Here is an 18,401-nt window from a genome sequence, read left to right on the forward strand (position 1 = left end):
AAAATATTAATCTTCGTTTACTGGCTTACCAATAGTTGCTAGAATTCCACCATCAACATAAACAACTTGTCCATTTACAAAATTACTTGCAGCAGAACTTAAAAAGATGGCTGCTCCTTGTAAATCATCTGGATCTCCCCATTTTCCTGCAGGAGTTCTTCCCACAATAAAATCGTTAAAAGGATGTCCATCAATTCTAATTGGTGCTGTTTGGCTTGTAGCAAAATAACCTGGTCCAATTCCGTTTGTTTGAATGTTGAATTTAGCCCATTCTGTAGCCATATTTTGAGTCAGCATTTTTAAACCACCTTTTGCAGCTGCATAAGCACCCACAGAATTTCTACCCAATTCGCTCATCATGGAACAAATATTAATTATTTTTCCGTTTTTTCTTTCAATCATTCCTTTTACAACATGTTTAGAAACAATAAATGGAGCTACTAAATCTACGTCAATCACTTGTTTGAAATCTGCAACTTCCATTTCTACTAAAGGCGTCCTTTTAATGATTCCTGCATTGTTCACTAAAATATCAATCGCGCCAACTTCAGCTTCAATTTTTACGATATTTTCCTTTACAGCAACTTCATCAGTAACATTAAAAAGATATCCATAAGCATCTATTCCTGCAGCTTTATATTCTTTTACAGCTTTGTCTAATTTTTCTTGAGAAGAATTTCCATTCACCACAATTTTTGCTCCTGCATTTCCAATTCCTTTAGCCATTGCCATTCCAAGACCATGAGTTCCTCCCGTAATTAAAGCTACTTTACCTGATAAATCGAATAAGTTAATTGACATGTTTTTATATTTTGATGATTATCTTAATTCGTTAATTTTACAGTGATCCATATCTCCATAATCTAAATTTTCACCAGCCATTCCCCAAATAAAAGAATAACTACTTGTTCCAGAACCTGAATGAATTGACCAAGGAGGAGAAATTACTGCTTGGTTATTTCCCATCCAAATATGTCTAGTTTCTGTTGGTTCTCCCATAAAATGACAAACTGCTTGGTCTTCAGCAACTTCAAAATAGAAATAGATTTCCATTCTTCTATCATGTACATGAGCTGGCATTGTGTTCCAAGAACTTCCTGGTTTTATAGTTGTCATACCCATTTGTAATTGACAAACATCTACAACACTGTTTACAATATACTTTCTTAATGTTCTTGCATTTGCGGTTTCTGGAGAACCTAATTCTACAGTTTCAACATCATTTCTTCCAATTTTTTTAGTCGGAAAAGCTTTGTGAGCTGGAGTCGAATTCAAATAAAACATTGCTGGATTTTCGGCAGATTCGCTTGAAAACTTTACATTTTTGTTTCCTTGACCAACATATAATGCTTCTTTATGTTCTAAAGCATATTCAGTTCCATCTACAGTAACTTTTCCTGCTTGCCCAACATTTATAATTCCTAATTCTCTTCTATCTAAAAAGTTTTCAGCTTTTAAAGCATCTATAGTTTCTAATTTTAAAGATGAATTAGTTGGTACTGCACTTCCAGTAATAAAACGATCGTAATGAGAATATGTAAAATTTATTACATTTTTCTCCATTAAATTATCAATTAAAAATTCTTCTCTAATTCTTGCTGTATCATATGATTTTACATCTTGTGGAGATGCTGCATATCTTGTGCTATAGTTTGTTTTCATAATTATATTTTCTATTTTTAATGAGTATTTTCTTTCAACTTTAATACAAAAGTAAGAAAAATATATTAAAATACAATCGATTGTATTTTAATATATTTATATTTGCTGAAGAGTTAAATGAATAATATGTTTAATTTCACATGATAATAATAAAGACGAATCTTTAGTGCATATTTTTAAAAATGGATAATAACGAGGTAACAATACACGACATTGCTAATATTTTGGAAATAGATAGTTCCACAGTTTCCAGAGCTTTAAATAATAGCCCGCGAGTTGCCAAAAAAACAAAAGATAAAATTCTTGCCAAAGCCAATGAATTGGGATATCAAAGAAACCATTTGGCTTCTAATTTACGTAAAAGTAAAACCTTTACTATTGGTGTAATTGTGCCAAGAATATCTCGTCATTTTTTCTCTTCTGCAATTGCCGGAATTGAAGAAACTGCTTTTAAAGCAGGCTATAATGTAATTATTTGTCAGTCTTTAGAAAGTTTAGAAAGAGAGCAAAGTATTATAGATACTTTATTAGCAAATAGAGTTGATGGTGTTTTAGTTTCTATTTCTATGGAGACTATTAATTACAATCATTTTAAAGGATTACAACAAAGAAATATTCCGTTTGTTTTTTTTGATAGACATTGTAATATTTCTGAAAATAGTAAAGTTGTTATCGACGATTTTGAAGCTGCTTTTACAGCTGTAGAACATTTAATTGAACAAAAAAGCACAGAAATTGCTCATTTTGCTGGGCCACAAAATTTAGAAATTTATAAAAATAGGTTTAAAGGTTATAAAGCTGCTTTAGAAAAATACAATATTCCTTTTAGAGAAGAATTGGTTATTACATCAACATTAATGGAAAAAGATGGTTCAGAAAATGTAAAAAAATTGCTGGCTTTACCTTATAAAGTAGATGGCATTTTTTGTGCGAATGATGTTGTTGCTATTGGTACAATTCAGCATCTAAAAAAAATGAATATAAAAATTCCAGAAGAAATTGCTATTGTTGGTTTTAGTAACGAATCTATTTCTTCGGTTATAGAACCTGCATTAACAACCATAAATCAATCTGGTACCGAAATAGGAAATGTTGCTACTAAATTACTGTTAGATAAAATTTCTAACAAAACTAAAAAAGGCATCCACGAAACTATTATTGTAAAAACTAACTTAATAGAAAGAACCTCTTCTTTAAGAACTAAAAAATAAATTACTATATTTCAGTTTTAAATTCTAATAGAAATAATTTCTAACTTTAATAATGAAATTTAAAAGTAGTTTACTTTCACTTTCTCTAATTTTAATAGTCGTTTTCGCATCTTTTGCGCAAGATTTTTCTACCAATAATCAATTATTAAAATTTAAACAATTTTCTTTATCTGAAGGTTTATCTCAAAGTTCGGTTTTAACTATTCTACAAGATTCAAAAGGGTTTTTATGGTTTGGAACCAGAGATGGATTAAACAAATACGATGGGCATAATTTTAAAACTTACAGATACGATTATAAAGATGAAACTAGTATTAGTAGTAGTTTTATTAGAACTTTATTAGAAGATAATAATGGAACTATTTGGATTGGAACCAACAATGGTTTAAATAAATATTTACCCACAGAAGATATTTTTGTTCGTTACAAACATAGCAATAATAAAAACAGTTTAATTAGTAACGAAATTTGGAGTTCTGCACTTGCAAAAGACAATTATTTGTGGATTGGGACTAGTGCTGGATTGGAGAAATTCAACACTAAAACAGGAGAAATAACGCATGTTTTAAATGAAGATAAAAATCCGCTAAACACATCAGAAAATGAAATAAGATCGTTGTATGTTACTTCAGATGACAAACTATGGATTTGTAAGCAAAATGACATCATCGTTTTTAACAGTAAAGAAAATAAGTTCGAGAATTTCGAATATCCTAAAAGTGGTGTAAAAGAACAAAACAGAAATTATTCTCCTGTAATTTATCAAGATAAAGACAAAAATATCTGGTTGGGTTACAATGATGGTTTGGCAATTTTTGATGCAGATAAAAATGAATTTCAGCATTTTGTATTAGATTCTAAAAACAGTACTCAAATTTCTACAGAAGTTAGAACCATTCATCAAGATTTTTATAATAATATCTGGATTGGAACTTACAATGGTTTGTATATTTTAAACAAAGAAAAAACAACTTTAAAACATTATACACATGATGAAAATAATGTGAATAGTTTAAGTCAGAATTCCATTTATAAGATTATTGGAGACACAAAAGGCGATGTTTGGATTGGTACGTATGCTGGAGGTGTAAATTATTACGACAGAAGTTTCGATTTGTTTAAACACTATTTAGCAGGTACAAACAATTTCAAATTAAATTATAAAGTAATTAGCTCGATTATTGAAGATCCAAAAGGCAATTTATGGATTGGTACAGAAGGTGGAGGAATTAATTATTTAGATAAGAAAACAGGGAAATTCACCTATTACACGCATAATAAAAACAACCCAAATAGTATAAGTACTAATAATGTAAAAGCTATTTTAAGAACTAAAAATGGTAACTTTTGGATTGGAACGCATGATGGAGGTTTAAATTTTTTAAATCCGAATAAAAAACCTTTTATCTTTAAAAAATACAAAAGTAGTACGAACTCAAATAGTTTGAGTAATGATAGAATCATATCCTTATTCGAAGATGTCTATGGAAATATATGGATTGGAACTTCTGGAGGAGGATTAAATGTTTTGGATGTAAAAAATAATTCTTTTTTAAGAATTGAAAACTCCGAACTTACTTTTGGAGAAATAATTTTTAATATTTCTGAAACTTCAAATGATAAAATTCTTTTAGTTTCTGGAGATAATGGTTTGGCAAAAATTAATATCGATTCAAAAAAAATAACGCCAATAAATTATAAGTTAGAAAGCGAAAAAAACAATAACATTTCCATAACATTATCTGCTTATGAAGACAATTCTAAAAATATTTGGATTGGCACAGAAGGAAATAGTCTTTATTACTACAATACAACTACTAAAAAAAGCACGAAATATGGCATTGCAGAAGGTTTGCCAAATGAAGTTATTTATAGCATTTTACCTGACGATTATAATAATTTATGGTTTAGCACCAACAAAGGTTTAAGTCGTTTTAATTTAGAATCTCGTCAATTTAAAAATTTTGGTGTTTCAGATGGTTTAGTAGAAAATGAATTCAATTATGGTTCTAAATTAAAGTTAAAAAACAAAGAATTAATGTTTGGTAGCGCAAACGGAATTGTGTTTTTTAACCCTAATGAAATTATAGAAAACTCTTTTATTCCGCCAGTTTATGTCACTTCACTTTTTGTAAATAACCAACCTTATTTGTCAGGTACAAATATTGATAAAGAAATTACTTTAGACCATAATCAGAATGTATTTAGTTTTAATTTTATTGCGTTAAGTTATTCACAATCAGATAAAAACAACTATGCTTATATGTTAGATGGTTTTGATGAGGATTGGAATTATATTGGAAATAGAAAATCTGCAACTTATACAAATTTAGATGCAGGTAATTATACTTTTAAAATAAAAGCATCTAATAGTGATGGTTTATGGAATGAAAAAGGACAAGCTGTAAAAGTGAAAATTTTGCCTCCTTTTTGGAAAACTTGGTGGGCATATATCATATATAGTTTACTTGTAATTGGAGCATTAATTACTTTCAGAAAATACAGTTTATTAAGAATTATAGAGAAAAACGAACTAAAGCAAGAACGTTTAGAAAAAGAAAAAATTGAAGAAATTAATCGTTTAAAACTAAAGTTATTTACCAACATTTCTCATGATTTTAGAACGCCATTAACATTAATTATTGGTCCTTTAGAACGAATGCTAAAGAATAAAGAAGGCAACACAAATGTGCAGAAACAACACCAAATAATGTACAGAAATGCTAGTGTATTGTTGCAATTGATTAATCAATTATTAGATTTTAGAAAAAGTGAATCTGGTAAATTAAAACTAAAAGCATCAAAAAACAATATTGTAAATTTTATTGAAAACATAAAATTATCTTTTGATGAATTGGCTAATTTTAGAGAGATTGATTATTCTTTTAAATCTTCGGATAAAAATATAGAAACTTGGTTTGATGTTGTAAATCTTAAAAAAGTAATCTTTAATTTATTATCGAATGCGTTTAAATTCACGCCAAATAATGGCTTTATAAAAATTAGAGTAACCACAATTGAAAAAACAAAAAAGCAACAAGAATTTGTAAAAATTGATATTAAAGATACAGGGAAAGGAATTCCGAGTAAAAATATAAAATACGTTTTCGACCGTTTTTATCAAATTGAAAGAGACGAAAATGCAAGAACAGGAACTGGAATTGGTTTGGCTTTGGCAAAAAGTGTCATTAAATTACATGGAGGAAACATCAAAATAAAAAGTAAAGAAAACGAAGGAACTTCATTTACTATTTTGTTGCCTTTGGGAAAAAAACATTTAAGTGAAGACCAAATTATAAATCAAACCAATGAAATTGAAGAAATTGGTTTGTATGAAGACAATACAAATTATTTGTTACCAGAAACTAACGAAGAAAAATCAACTAAAAAAATAACTAAAAACACAGAAGCACCAACACTTTTATTGGTGGAAGATAATGAAGATGTTAGAGCATTTATCAAAGAAATTTTTGAAGAAAAATACCATATTTTAGAAGCAGAAAATGGGCAAATTGCATTAGATATTGCAAAAAGTAACACTATCGATTTAATTATTAGTGATGTAATGATGCCTATTATGAATGGTATTGATTTATGTAATAACATTAAAACAAACATTTTAACAAGCCACATTCCAGTTTTATTATTAACCGCAAAAACTTCTGATGAATCACAAAAAGAAGGATTTAAAATTGGCGCAGATGCCTATATTACAAAACCTTTTGATGCTAGTGTTTTAGAGATAAGAGTTAATAATGTTTTAAAAACGAGGCAAAACTTAATCAAAAAGTTTAAAAAGGACATTATCCTAAAACCAAAAGAATTAGAAATTACCTCTGCAGATGAAGTTTTCCTAAAAAAGAGTATTTCTTTAATTGAAAAAAATATCAATAATTCAGAATTTACGATTCAAGATTTTATTTCTGAATTAGGTATGAGCAGATCTGCCTTATACAGAAAATTAAAAGCATTAACAGGGCAATCTATTACAGAATTTATTAGAACTATAAAACTGAAAAGAGCTGCACAATTAATTGCTCAATCTCAATTAACAATTTCAGAAATTGCTTTCGATTTAGGTTTTAATGATTTGAAACACTTCAGAAAATCTTTTCAAAAATTATTTGATGAATTACCTTCTCAATACCGTTTAAAAAATGCTAAAAAAGATATTGATAAAAAACTGAATCATTAATTTTTCTATTTTTAATATATTTTTTTTATTTTCTACAAAAACTCTTTAAAAACAACCATTTTGAAGAATTCAGAACAAATAACCCCACTACAAAGAGACAAAAACCCCCTTACTTCTTTTCATTTCAACGCTAACTTTACATCATAATTTTTAACCAAAATAATAAAGATGAAAAATCATTACAAACAATCTTTAAATAGTTCAAAAGCGAATAGAATTATTCTCTTTATGTTCTTATTTAGTGCATTCTTTACTTTATCAGTAAATGCACAAATAAAAACAATAACAGGAACAGTGTTAGACGAAATTGGGACTCCATTACCAGGAGTATCTGTAACAGAGACTGGAACTTTAAATGGTGTTTCTACAGATTTCGATGGAAAATATTCAATAAAAGCAAAAATAGGTTCTTCTTTAACCTTTAGATATTTAGGATATAAACAAATTGTAAAAATTGTTGGAAAAGAAAATGTTATTAATGTTTCTCTTGACCCAGATACAGAAAATTTAGATGAAATTGTAGTAATTGGTTATGGTTCTGTACAAAAGAAGGATTTAACAGGCTCTGTAGCCACTATTAAAATGGATAAAATTACAGAGGCACCAGTTGCAAATTTCGACCAAGCACTTGCAGGTAGAGTTACAGGTGTACAAGTTAGTGGTGGAAGTGGAGAACCAGGTAGTGGAATGAATATTGTAATTAGAGGTGGAAATACTATAAATGGAGATAATTCTCCATTATATGTATTAGATGGTTTCATAATGGACAATTTTAATCCTGGTTTGGTAGATCCTTCAGACATAGAATCTATGAGTGTTTTAAAAGACGCTTCTGCAACAGCAATTTATGGTGTACGTGGTGCAAATGGTGTTGTTATAATTACAACGAAAAGAGCAAAATCTGGCAAGACAAAAATTTCTTATGAAACAAGATTAGATGCTAAAGTCGTTGCTAAAAAATTAGAAGTGTTAAGTCCTTATGAGTTTTTAAAACTTTCTTTAGAAATAAATGAAGCTAGTACAACCTCAAGATTTTTCTCTGTTTTTGATGAAACTCTAGGACAAAGTGTACAAGTTGGTGGTTTAGAAGATTACAGAAATGAAATTGGAAGAAATTGGCAAGATGAAGCTTTTAGAGCTGCATTTACAAAAACACACAAACTTAATATTTCTAGTGGAGGAGATAAAACTAGGTTTAATGCTTCTATTAATGCAGTTGAAGACCAAGGTTCTTTATTAAATTCTGAATATTCAAGAATAAATGGTAGAATTACTTTAGACCACAAATTAAATGACAAGTTCGATGTAAGAATGGATGTTTTATATACATCACAACAACAAGATGGATTAGACACAAAAGGTAACTCTTCCTACTCTTTTATGAGAAACTTGATTACTTATAATCCTGTTGCTAATAAATTTATAGATTATCCAGATGGTTTTAGCCCTTTAGATGATGTAAGTGATGAATTTGATTTGATAAACATTGTTAGCTGGCATCCTATAGTTTCACTAAATAATGAATATAGAAGACGTAAAATAGATCAATTTATAGCAAACCTTGGTTTAAAGTATAAATTGAATTCTAACATAACATTAGAATCTAAAGCTAGTTTTAATAATCAGTTTAGAGAAACAGGGGTTTTTAATAACAGTAAAACTGTCTATGGAAGAATAATTAATAAAATTGATGGAATTAATGGTTCAATTGACAATCAAAGATTTAATAATTTTAACTCTGTTAATACAGTTAATTATAAAAATAACTTTAATGGACACTCTATAAATGTTTTATTAGGAGCGACATTAAATACAAGAAAAAACTCAAGAACTTTAATTAGATCTATAGATATCCCTCAATATTTAGAAGGTTTAGGAATAAACTCTTTAGATGGTGGAACTTTAAACAGTTCTAATGATATTATAGGAGATAACGAATCTAAAATATTCTCTTTATTAAGCAGAGTTAATTACGGTTATAAAGGGAAATACTTATTTACTGCTTCTTTAAGAAGAGATGCTTCTTCTATCTTTCCAGAAAAAAATAGAGTTGGTTATTTTCCTTCTGCTGCAGTTTCTTGGAATGCTCATAAAGAAGGTTTTATTAAAAGTTTAGATGTATTTTCTCAATTAAAATTTAAAGCTGGTTATGGTAAAACAGGGAATGATAGAATTCCTGGTGATGCAAGATTCGAATTTTTAACGGACGAAAATTCTAATTACTTCTTTAATAACCAAGTTGTACAAGGACAAAGACCAACAAGTTTTGGTGCAAATTCAAATTTATTTTGGGAAACTACAGAGCAAGTAAATATCGGTTTAGATGCTGGCTTTTTTAATGGACGTCTTTCTGTAGCTGTGGAAGCATATCAAAAAGATACAAAAGATTTATTAATAAATGCAGATGCTGCTTTGTCTCAAGGATACGAAACTATCTATATAAATTCTGGTCAAGTAAGAAATAGAGGATTAGAAATAGGTATCAACACAACAAATATTTCTACTAAAGATTTTCAATGGACTACAGATTTTAATATTTCTTTCAATCAAAATACAATAGAATCTTTACCTGATAGTAAACCAATTTTTGGTAGACCTAATTATTATAGATTGCTAAGTACCAATCAATTTATTGTTGAAGAAGGAAAACCTTTGGGGAATATGTATGGTTATGTTTCTGATGGAGTTTACCAAATTGATGATTTCGAAAATTACGATGCAACTGCAACTACACATACTTTAAATTCTGGACAACCAAGTTATAGAAGTCATCAACCAGGAGACGAAAAATACAAAGATTTAAATGGAGATGGAGAAATAACTGCTGCAGATAAAACAATTATTGGTAATGGACTTCCTGTACATTTTGGAGGTTTAGGAAATACTTTTACCTATAAAAATTTCGAATTAAGTACCTTTTTACAATGGTCTTATGGAAGCGATATTTTAAATGCGAATAGATTAGTTTTTGAAAATATGGATAGGCCAAATCAAAACCAATTAGCAACAACTTTAAATAGATGGACTCCAGATAATCAAAACACAACAATGCACAGAGCTGGAGGACAAGGTTTCGAAGACATTTCTTCTAGAGTTATTGAAGATGGTTCTTACTTGAGATTAAAAACTGTAAATTTTTCATATAACTTTTCAAAAGACGTTTTAGACAAGTTTAAATTAAATAGCTTAAAAGTATATTTCGCAGCTCAAAACCTTTTTACTTGGACTAATTATAGTGGTTTCGACCCAGATGTTTCTGTTGTTAACTCTTTAATAATGCCTGGTGTAGATTATTCTGGATATCCAATCCATAAAATAATGAGTGTAGGTTTAAATGTTTCTTTCTAAAAAATAAAATCATGAAAATAAAATCAATATTAACAATCGTATTTGCCACAATTTTATTTGTAAGTTGTGATGATCAGTTAGAAATACCTCAAAACGATAATATTTCTGCAGACAATTTGTACAATACAGAATCTGGTGCTTTGGCTGGTTTAGCTGGAGCATACAGTCGTATTGTAGCCAATTATAGAGAAGCAGTAATAAACGCACAATACCCAACAAATTATACAGATGAAGGGCATTATAATAGAAATGGTCTTCGAAGTATTCTAAAGAATAACTTTACGGCTTCAGAACCAGATTTAAGAACAATTTGGGGAACTTATTACGAAGCTATCTCTGCAACGAATACTTTAATTAGTGGTCTTAAAAATTCTCCATTAGATGAGAATATAAAAAAGACATATTTAGCAGATGCTTACTTTTTAAGAGCTTTTGTATATTTCGATATTCAAAAAGCATTTGGTGGTATAGAAGGAATTCCAATGCCATTAGAGGAAACGAACAAACAATTATTACCAAGAACAGCAGGTATAGATGTTTACAAACAAATTGTTTCAGATTTAGAAATTGCAGAAAAGAATTTACCAACAGCAGCAATATCTGTTTCTGGTAGAGCAAATAAATCTTCTGCAAGAGGTTTATTAGCTAAGGCATATTTATATATGGCAAGCCAGCCATTTAATGAAGCAGGAGCTTACGAAAAAGCAAGAGATTGGAGTAAAAAAGTAATTGACGATTCATATCATGTCTTAAACCCAAGTTACGAAGACGTATTCAATCAATTAGCTATGGAGCAATATGAGAAACAAGAAATGTTATTTCAAATAGGGTTTTCATTCGCTAATTTAGATTCACAACAATCCTCTAAATTGGGTTCAGCTTTTGGAATGAAAATAGATGACGAAGGTTGTGGAAAAGGATTTGCTTTAACGTACGCAACTATTTCTTTAATTCAAAAATATAGATCAGACCCTTCAGATGAAAGAGGTTTTTGGAACACCTATCCTTATTTTAATAAAAGAAATAATAATTGTGAATTAAGTACCATAAACAATCAATTTACATATCCAGCATCTAAATACCGTAGATTTTTAGAAAGCAATAACACAAATACAAGTTATGGTCCTCATCATTGGCCAGTGTTACGTTTTTCTGATGTGTTATTAATGTATGCAGAAGCAGAAAATAAAATAACTCCAGGATCTGCATTGGCATTAAATGCCGTAAATAGAGTTAGAAACAGAGCAAAAGCAACTCCATTAACAACTATTACAGAAGAAGCTATTCAAGAGGAACGTTTATTAGAATTGTGCTTTGAAGGTCAAAGAAAGTACGATTTAGTAAGATGGGGAATTTTAGAACAAAAAGTAAACGAAACCAAAATTACAATGGAAACATTAGGGGCAGATACTAATTTTATTAATGATGATTGGACTTCTTATGGAGAACCAAATTTAGGTCCAGATGAGCTTCCAGAAAGTGGAGACGAACCAGCTGTTAGAAATATAAGAAAAAATAATCTCCATTCTTCATTCAATTATTTTGATGGTTATAATGATTTTGATCCAAACAAGCATTATATATTACCAATTCCAGAACAAGAATTAGGTGTAAATACCAATATAAAGCAAACGAAAGGTTGGTAAAAAGTAGAAACTTTAAAAACACATAAGATGAAAAAAATAAAATTTATATTAACTAGTTTATTCGTAATTGCTCTAGTATTTCAAAGTTGTGAAGATTTAGAAGAAGTAGAAACTCCAGATTTTTCTATTAATTACAATCTAAAAGCCAAAGTTGGTGAACCTGTAGAGTTTACAGTAGAAAACTCACCTAACTTTTTATATTTTTATGCAGGTGATTTTGGTCATCAATATAAATACAAAGATAGAACCAATGCAGAAGGTGTTGTAAATATGTCTTTTTTAAACTCACAAAAATGGGGTACAGGAACAAATAAAGAAGGCAATTTAACAGTTTGGTATTCTAAAGATTATGATGGTTCAGGAGAAGCAGCATCCGTAAATAATGCAACTTGGGTAGAAATAACAGACAGATTTAATATCTCTAAATTATATGATTTTACATTGCAAGAATCTGGTGTTGTAGATATAACAGATTTAGCAGATGGAAATACTATTTACTTCGGATTCAAATATTTTGCTGACGATTTAAGTGGAAGACCATCTGAATGGTATTTAGACGATTTAAATATTGAAATGGATGTAGCAGATACACCTGCTCCACTAAAAATCGCAAACGAAATTAATCCTGGTTTTCTGCCAGTTGATTTGCAGGGTATTGATAGTAATTGGAATGCCAACAAATGGTATTTCGATACTGGTAAAGGAGGTCCAGAATTTAAAGGATTGTGGAGAATGAGAGGTCAAGTTAAAATTGCAGGAAGTTGGGTTGTAAACGAAGATTGGCTAATTACAAAACCTATAAACCTTACAAAAGTAAATCCAGATAAAGGTGAAGCTTTAAAGACGTATTCAGAAAAGTTAAAAACATTTTCTTACACTTATACAGAACCAGGAACTTATACAATTACTTTGGTTGGTAATAACACTACTATTTATGGAGATAAAGAAACTGTTAAAGAATTTACGATTGAAGTAGAATAATTCCAAAAAATAAATAATAAAACTATCAAAACACTCCATTTATGGGGTGTTTTCTATTTAATCTGGTTAATTAACACCTCTTAAAGAATAGCAAACCCCCTCTGAAAAATACATTTTGAGTCTAATTTTACAATCAATAAACTTAAAAACTTTTTATGATGAAAAAAATTACTTTAAAAAACATTTTATTTTTGATGTTTGGATTCATTGCATTTTCTATAAGTGCACAAACCACATATTACGAAGACTTTAGATTCGAAAATGAAGGAAGAGGTTTTACTGTACAAAAAGTTGCACTTGGTGGACAAGATGCTGCGCAAATAGGAAAAAGAGTGAGTGATGTTGTAGACGCAACAGACTCAAGCCCTGTTTTTGATGAAAGTACAAGACCAGCAAATAGAATTCCAAATGGAGCAGCAAGAGATCAAAGAGCTATTTCGTTTTCAAATACAAGTGGAGCAGATGCAACTTTAGCAAATCATGAGATTGAAGGTTGGGCAATGATGACGAATCAAGATTTATCTACTACAAATTCACCAAAAGTTTCTTTTTGGACAGAGCAACGTTCTGTAGTTGGTGGTGGAGCAACACTTTCTATAATGGTTTCAGAAAACTATACACATGGAGCTGTACCTAATACTGCAACTTGGACAGATGAAACTGCAAATATTACAGGTGCAATAGCAACTTCAGATGTTGCTCCTTTAACTTATGTATCTGGAAGTTTAGATTTATCTGCTTACACAAGTAGTTCAGTAACAATAGCTTTTAAAGTTGTTACAGATAATTCAGCTTTTGAAAAAGATGTAAAACAACATGGCGTATTTTATATTTCTGATGTCGTATTTGAGGCTTCTAGAGAAGATGTTGCGAATGGAGCATTTTCCGCTTTAAATACAAGTTCTTCAGGACAAGTTGGTATATTTAATACACCATCTGCAGCTAATGCAGAAAGTAATTTTTCTAACACTAGTAAATGGGCAGATGTTTTAACAACTCAAGGTTCTGTGCCTAGATTGGCAAATGGAATTTTAATTCCTGTTGGAGAAGGTTATAAATTTGAAGTAGCAGATAAATACAATAAAATTGCTGTTACAGAAGTAAGATATAAGTTAGTAAATGGTACTTCTAATAAAGGTGCTCCAGATGAATCTAAATGGATTGTTCAAGGAAGTAATGACGATACTTCTTGGGATGATTTAAGTGATCCTGTTGGAATGTTTAGTAATAATAGTGGATCAACAGAATTCCCTATTACACTAACAACAACAAAACCATATAGATATTATCGTTTTGTTTTATCAACGGCTTGGACACCAAATTCAAACTTTACAGCTTTGCAACAATTAGATTTTACTGTAGATTCCTCTATATTATCTGTTAAAGATGATGTTTTAAACAACGCTTTTACAGTATATCCAAACCCTACAAATAGCTTTATAAATATTTCTAAATTGAATATAGAAGTTAAAAATATACAGTTAATAAATCTTACTGGTAAAGTAATTTATAAAAATAATAATGCACAACCTATTGATGTAAGAAATTATTCAAAAGGATTATATATGTTAAAAATAGTATCTCAAAAAGGTGGTGTTACAAGTAAAAAAGTTATAATTAATTAAAAAGTGTTTGACTTTTATTATTTTAAAAGAGCATTATACATTACACAGATAGTGCTCTTTTCGTTATTAAAAGATAAAATCTTACTAAAAGACCAAAAAGCAACCCTTATTTGAACCCTTATACCTCTTTAAAATTTTAATTCTTGCTATAAATTTGTTTAAAACGAAATCTTAAAATTTCAAATTAAAAAAGTCAGTGTAATTTAAAATCAAAATCAAATGCGTTTCAAAATATTTTTTCTATTTTTTTTGGTAAGTTTTGTAAGTTGTAAAAACTCAAAAAAACCAACTCTTATTGCTTCAGTTTCTAATAATGAAACTTCAATAGATTTACAAAAACAAATTGATGATTGTGAACACCAATTAGAAATTGCAGTTCCTAAATTAACAGACTTAACAAAACACCCAAGGTTAATAGATGCTGATAAAACAGCGTGGAAAGAAGTTACAAACAACAAACTAATTTGGACTTCTGGTTTTTATCCTGGAATTTTATGGTATGCTTATGATGTAACAGGAAACGAAAGATGGAAAAATGAAGCTATAAAACGTACAGAGGTTTTTGAAGATTTTAAAAATATTACAGAACACCATGATATTGGTTTTATGATGTTTCCTGCTTATGGGAATGGGTATAAAATTGGTGGTAAAAAAGAGTACAAAGATATTTTATTAACATCAGCAAAATCTTTAGCATCGAGATTTAACTCAAATGTTGGTACCATAAGATCTTGGTCTAACAAAATGCATCCTCGTTGGAAACAACACATTACAATTATCGATAATATGTTGAATTTAGAATTGCTTTTCTGGGCTTCTAAACATAGTAATGATTCAAAATTTTATGATATTGCTGTAAAACATGCAGAAACTACTATGAAAAATCATTTTAGAAAAGATTTAACTTCTTGGCATGTTATTGAATACGATTCTATAAACGGAAATGTATTAAACAGACATACAAAACAAGGTTTTGCAGACGACAGTAGATGGTCTCGTGGACAAGCTTGGGGCGTTTATGGTTATACAATGGTTTACAAAGAAACAAAAGACAAGAAGTTTTTAGATTTTGCTCAAAAAATTACAGATAAGTATTTAGATTTATTGCCAGAAGATATGGTTCCTGCTTGGGATTTCGATGTACAAAGCAATCCAAAAGAAGAAAAAGATGCTTCTGCAGCAGCAGTTGTTGCATCTGCATTATTAGATTTAAGCACTTTTGTCGAAAGTAAAGAAGACCAAGAAAGGTATTATAATGCAGCAATTAAAATGTTGAAATCTTTAGGGTCAGAAAATTATTCTGCAGTGGGCAAAGCAGATTCTTTTTTACTACATTCTACAGGTGCAAAATCTTTAGGTCATGAAATTGATGTTGCTTTAATTTACGCAGATTATTATTACATTGAAGCACTCTCAAGATTAAAAAATTTAGAAGCAAAAAAATAAACTATTATTCTTAAAATGAATTATTTAAAGATTTTATCACTCATTTGTGTTTCAGTATTTATAGTTTCTTGTAAAACGAATTCAACTTCGGAAGAAACCAAAAAAGAGAAACCAAATATCTTATTTATTTTTCCAGATCAGTTTAGAAATGCTGCAATTGGTATTAATAATCAAGATCCTGTAGTTACACCTAATTTAGATAAATTAGGAAAAGAAGGAATGGTAATTTCGAACGCAATTAGCAATTATCCATTATGCAGTCCATACAGAGGAATGTTAATGACAGGGAAATTGCCATATAATAATTCAGTTTTAAGTAACAGTAATTCCAACAGACATAAATACAATAATTCTTGGCAAAAAGACGACGTTAGTATTTCTGATGTTTTAGTAGAAAACGGATATGATGCTGGTTATGTAGGCAAATTACACTTAACCTCTCCTGCTCCAATTCAAGGAAAAGATTCTGTGCTTTGGGATGCTTATCAACCTAAAGAATTACGTCATAATTTTAATTTTTGGTATGCCTATGGAACTTTTGACGAACACAATACACCTCACTATTGGAAAAATGAAGCTAAAGAAGATGAGGTTACAGAAATTAAAGAATGGTCTGCAAAACACGAAGCAAATGTTATTATCGATTATATTAAAAATCCTTCACCAGAAACAAGAAGTGCAGACAAACCTTTTGCTTTATTTTGGTCTGTAAATCCACCTCATCCACCTTATCAATATGTTCCCGAAAAATATTTAAAGAACTATAAAGACAAATCTTTGGATGAATTATTGGTTAGAGAAAATGTAGCTTTAGATTCAGATGTAAGTGAATTTGCTTTTCACGCTGGAGCAACAAGAAATAGAACACATTTGGCAAAAGAACATGTTCGTAATCATTTTGCGATGGTTACTGGTGTTGATGAACAAATAGGGCGAGTTTTAAAATCTTTAAAAGATGAAGGTATAGAAGAAAATACGATTGTAATCATCACTTCAGATCATGGAGAAATGATGGGAAGCCATGGTTTGATGTCTAAAAATGTTTGGTTTGAAGAAGCTATAAATGTGCCTTTTATTATTAAATGGCCGAGAAAGATAAGGGCGAATCAAAAAAGTGATTTAATTGTAAGTGTAACTGATATTATGCCAACAATTTTAAATTTAGTGGAAGCTACAGATGGAATTCCAAAGAATTTAGATGGTCGAGATTTATCGTCCATAATTTTGAATGATGAAGGAGATAAACCAACTTCTGCTCTGTATTATTTTATTTTGGAAGGAGAACCTGCTTCTGGTCATAGAGGAATTAGAACGCACAAAAACACGTACGTTATTACTATTGATAAAAATAATATAGAACGCAAATTTTTATATGATAATGTAAATGATCCGTATCAAAAAACAAATTTGATTGGTAAAAATGCAGATTTAGAAAAAAAATTGTATTCAGAATTAATTAAAAATTTAGAGGAGAAAAAAGATCCTTGGCTGGAGAAATATCAAAACTTAAAATAAGAAATGAAGTTAAATGCAAATCCTTTTTTTTCTTTAGTAGATAAAAGTAAAATTATTGTTTTCATCTGCTTATCTATGCTTTTTTTAAGCTGTGAAAAAGAGAATAAATTTGCAAAAACAGATTATAAAAGTGATTTTTCTAAAATAACACAAACTACACTTCCAGAATTAGAATATGCTTCAGAAAATAGTAAAGAATGGCAAATTATAAATAACAAAATTGAATGTTTGGTAAGTAATGAAGATAGAAAAATTAGTTTGCGAACAAGACAATTAGGAAACCAAGAAGGCGATTTAGAAATGTCAGTTCATATGGGTTTTTATAATGATGAAATTTCTAACTTAAATAAAAATTGGGCGGGTTTTCATATTGGTTCTAAATCCGATTTTAAAGTAAATGCTCCAAATTCCAAAAAAGGCATAAATATTGGAATGTGTACAAATGGAGCTTTGTTTATTGGAGCTCCAAGTCCAAATCATAAAAACAAAACAATTATAGAAGCATTAAAAAAAGGGGTGAATTTAAAAATGTCTATTTCAAATCATTTTAATAATTACACTATCGATCTTTCTGTGATAGATACCACAAATGGAAAAGTTTTAGGTAGAATCTCTAAAAAAGACATTGCCAAAGAACAAATAACTGGAGATTTGGCATTAATTAGTAGCTTCGAAAATATAGAAAATGAGAATTCTAACCCAACAAAAAGTGTTTGGTTTCAAGACTGGGAAATAAAAGGATCTAAAGTTACATTACTTACTAAATAGTAAT

11 protein-coding genes are annotated in these 18,401 nt (G+C 29.4%); 9 read left to right on the forward strand and 2 right to left on the reverse strand.

The genetic code is table 11. From position 1 onward, the window contains the following. Positions 1–6 precede the first annotated feature (6 nt). Complete coding sequence (locus H9I45_RS07745; protein WP_088354771.1) at positions 7–801, reverse strand: gluconate 5-dehydrogenase; 795 nt, start codon at positions 799–801, stop codon at positions 7–9. A gap of 18 nt (positions 802–819) precedes the next feature. Further along, positions 820–1,662 (reverse strand): 5-dehydro-4-deoxy-D-glucuronate isomerase, encoded by an 843-nt coding sequence (gene kduI / locus H9I45_RS07750; protein ID WP_088354772.1) that lies wholly within the window; start codon positions 1,660–1,662, stop codon positions 820–822. A gap of 182 nt (positions 1,663–1,844) precedes the next feature. On the opposite strand from kduI, the gene H9I45_RS07755 reads away from it, so the two are divergent. From H9I45_RS07755 to H9I45_RS07795, 9 genes are all read left to right on the forward strand, one after another. Further along, on the forward strand, positions 1,845–2,873 hold the full coding sequence (locus tag H9I45_RS07755; RefSeq protein WP_088354773.1) for a LacI family DNA-binding transcriptional regulator: 1,029 nt from the start codon (positions 1,845–1,847) through the stop codon (positions 2,871–2,873). Positions 2,874–2,925: 52 nt separating this feature from the next. Next, positions 2,926–7,068: a hybrid sensor histidine kinase/response regulator transcription factor gene (locus tag H9I45_RS07760; RefSeq protein ID WP_088354774.1), complete on the forward strand. Its 4,143-nt coding sequence runs from the start codon at positions 2,926–2,928 to the stop codon at positions 7,066–7,068. A 168-nt stretch (positions 7,069–7,236) separates the two neighbouring features. Beyond that, entirely contained in the window at positions 7,237–10,416 is a 3,180-nt protein-coding gene (locus H9I45_RS07765) for a SusC/RagA family TonB-linked outer membrane protein (RefSeq protein ID WP_088354775.1), read from the forward strand. An 11-nt stretch (positions 10,417–10,427) separates the two neighbouring features. Then, positions 10,428–12,062, forward strand: a complete 1,635-nt coding sequence (locus H9I45_RS07770; RefSeq protein ID WP_088354776.1) for a RagB/SusD family nutrient uptake outer membrane protein — start codon at positions 10,428–10,430, stop codon at positions 12,060–12,062. A gap of 27 nt (positions 12,063–12,089) precedes the next feature. Next, entirely contained in the window at positions 12,090–13,043 is a 954-nt protein-coding gene (locus H9I45_RS07775) for a DUF5017 domain-containing protein (protein ID WP_088354777.1), read from the forward strand. A 155-nt stretch (positions 13,044–13,198) separates the two neighbouring features. Further along, positions 13,199–14,668, forward strand: a complete 1,470-nt coding sequence (locus tag H9I45_RS07780) for a T9SS-dependent choice-of-anchor J family protein (RefSeq protein ID WP_088354778.1) — start codon at positions 13,199–13,201, stop codon at positions 14,666–14,668. Between the two features lie 219 nt (positions 14,669–14,887). Beyond that, a complete protein-coding gene (locus H9I45_RS07785; RefSeq protein WP_088354779.1) occupies positions 14,888–16,114 on the forward strand; it encodes a glycoside hydrolase family protein in 1,227 nt (408 codons plus the stop codon). Positions 16,115–16,129: 15 nt separating this feature from the next. After that, on the forward strand, positions 16,130–17,629 hold the full coding sequence (locus H9I45_RS07790; RefSeq protein ID WP_088354780.1) for a sulfatase family protein: 1,500 nt from the start codon (positions 16,130–16,132) through the stop codon (positions 17,627–17,629). Positions 17,630–17,632: 3 nt separating this feature from the next. Then, positions 17,633–18,397, forward strand: a complete 765-nt coding sequence (locus H9I45_RS07795; RefSeq protein ID WP_140422766.1) for a hypothetical protein — start codon at positions 17,633–17,635, stop codon at positions 18,395–18,397. Positions 18,398–18,401 lie beyond the last annotated feature (4 nt).

The sequence above is a fragment of the Polaribacter haliotis genome (genome assembly GCF_014784055.1).
In the GTDB taxonomy this organism is placed as follows: domain Bacteria; phylum Bacteroidota; class Bacteroidia; order Flavobacteriales; family Flavobacteriaceae; genus Polaribacter; species Polaribacter haliotis.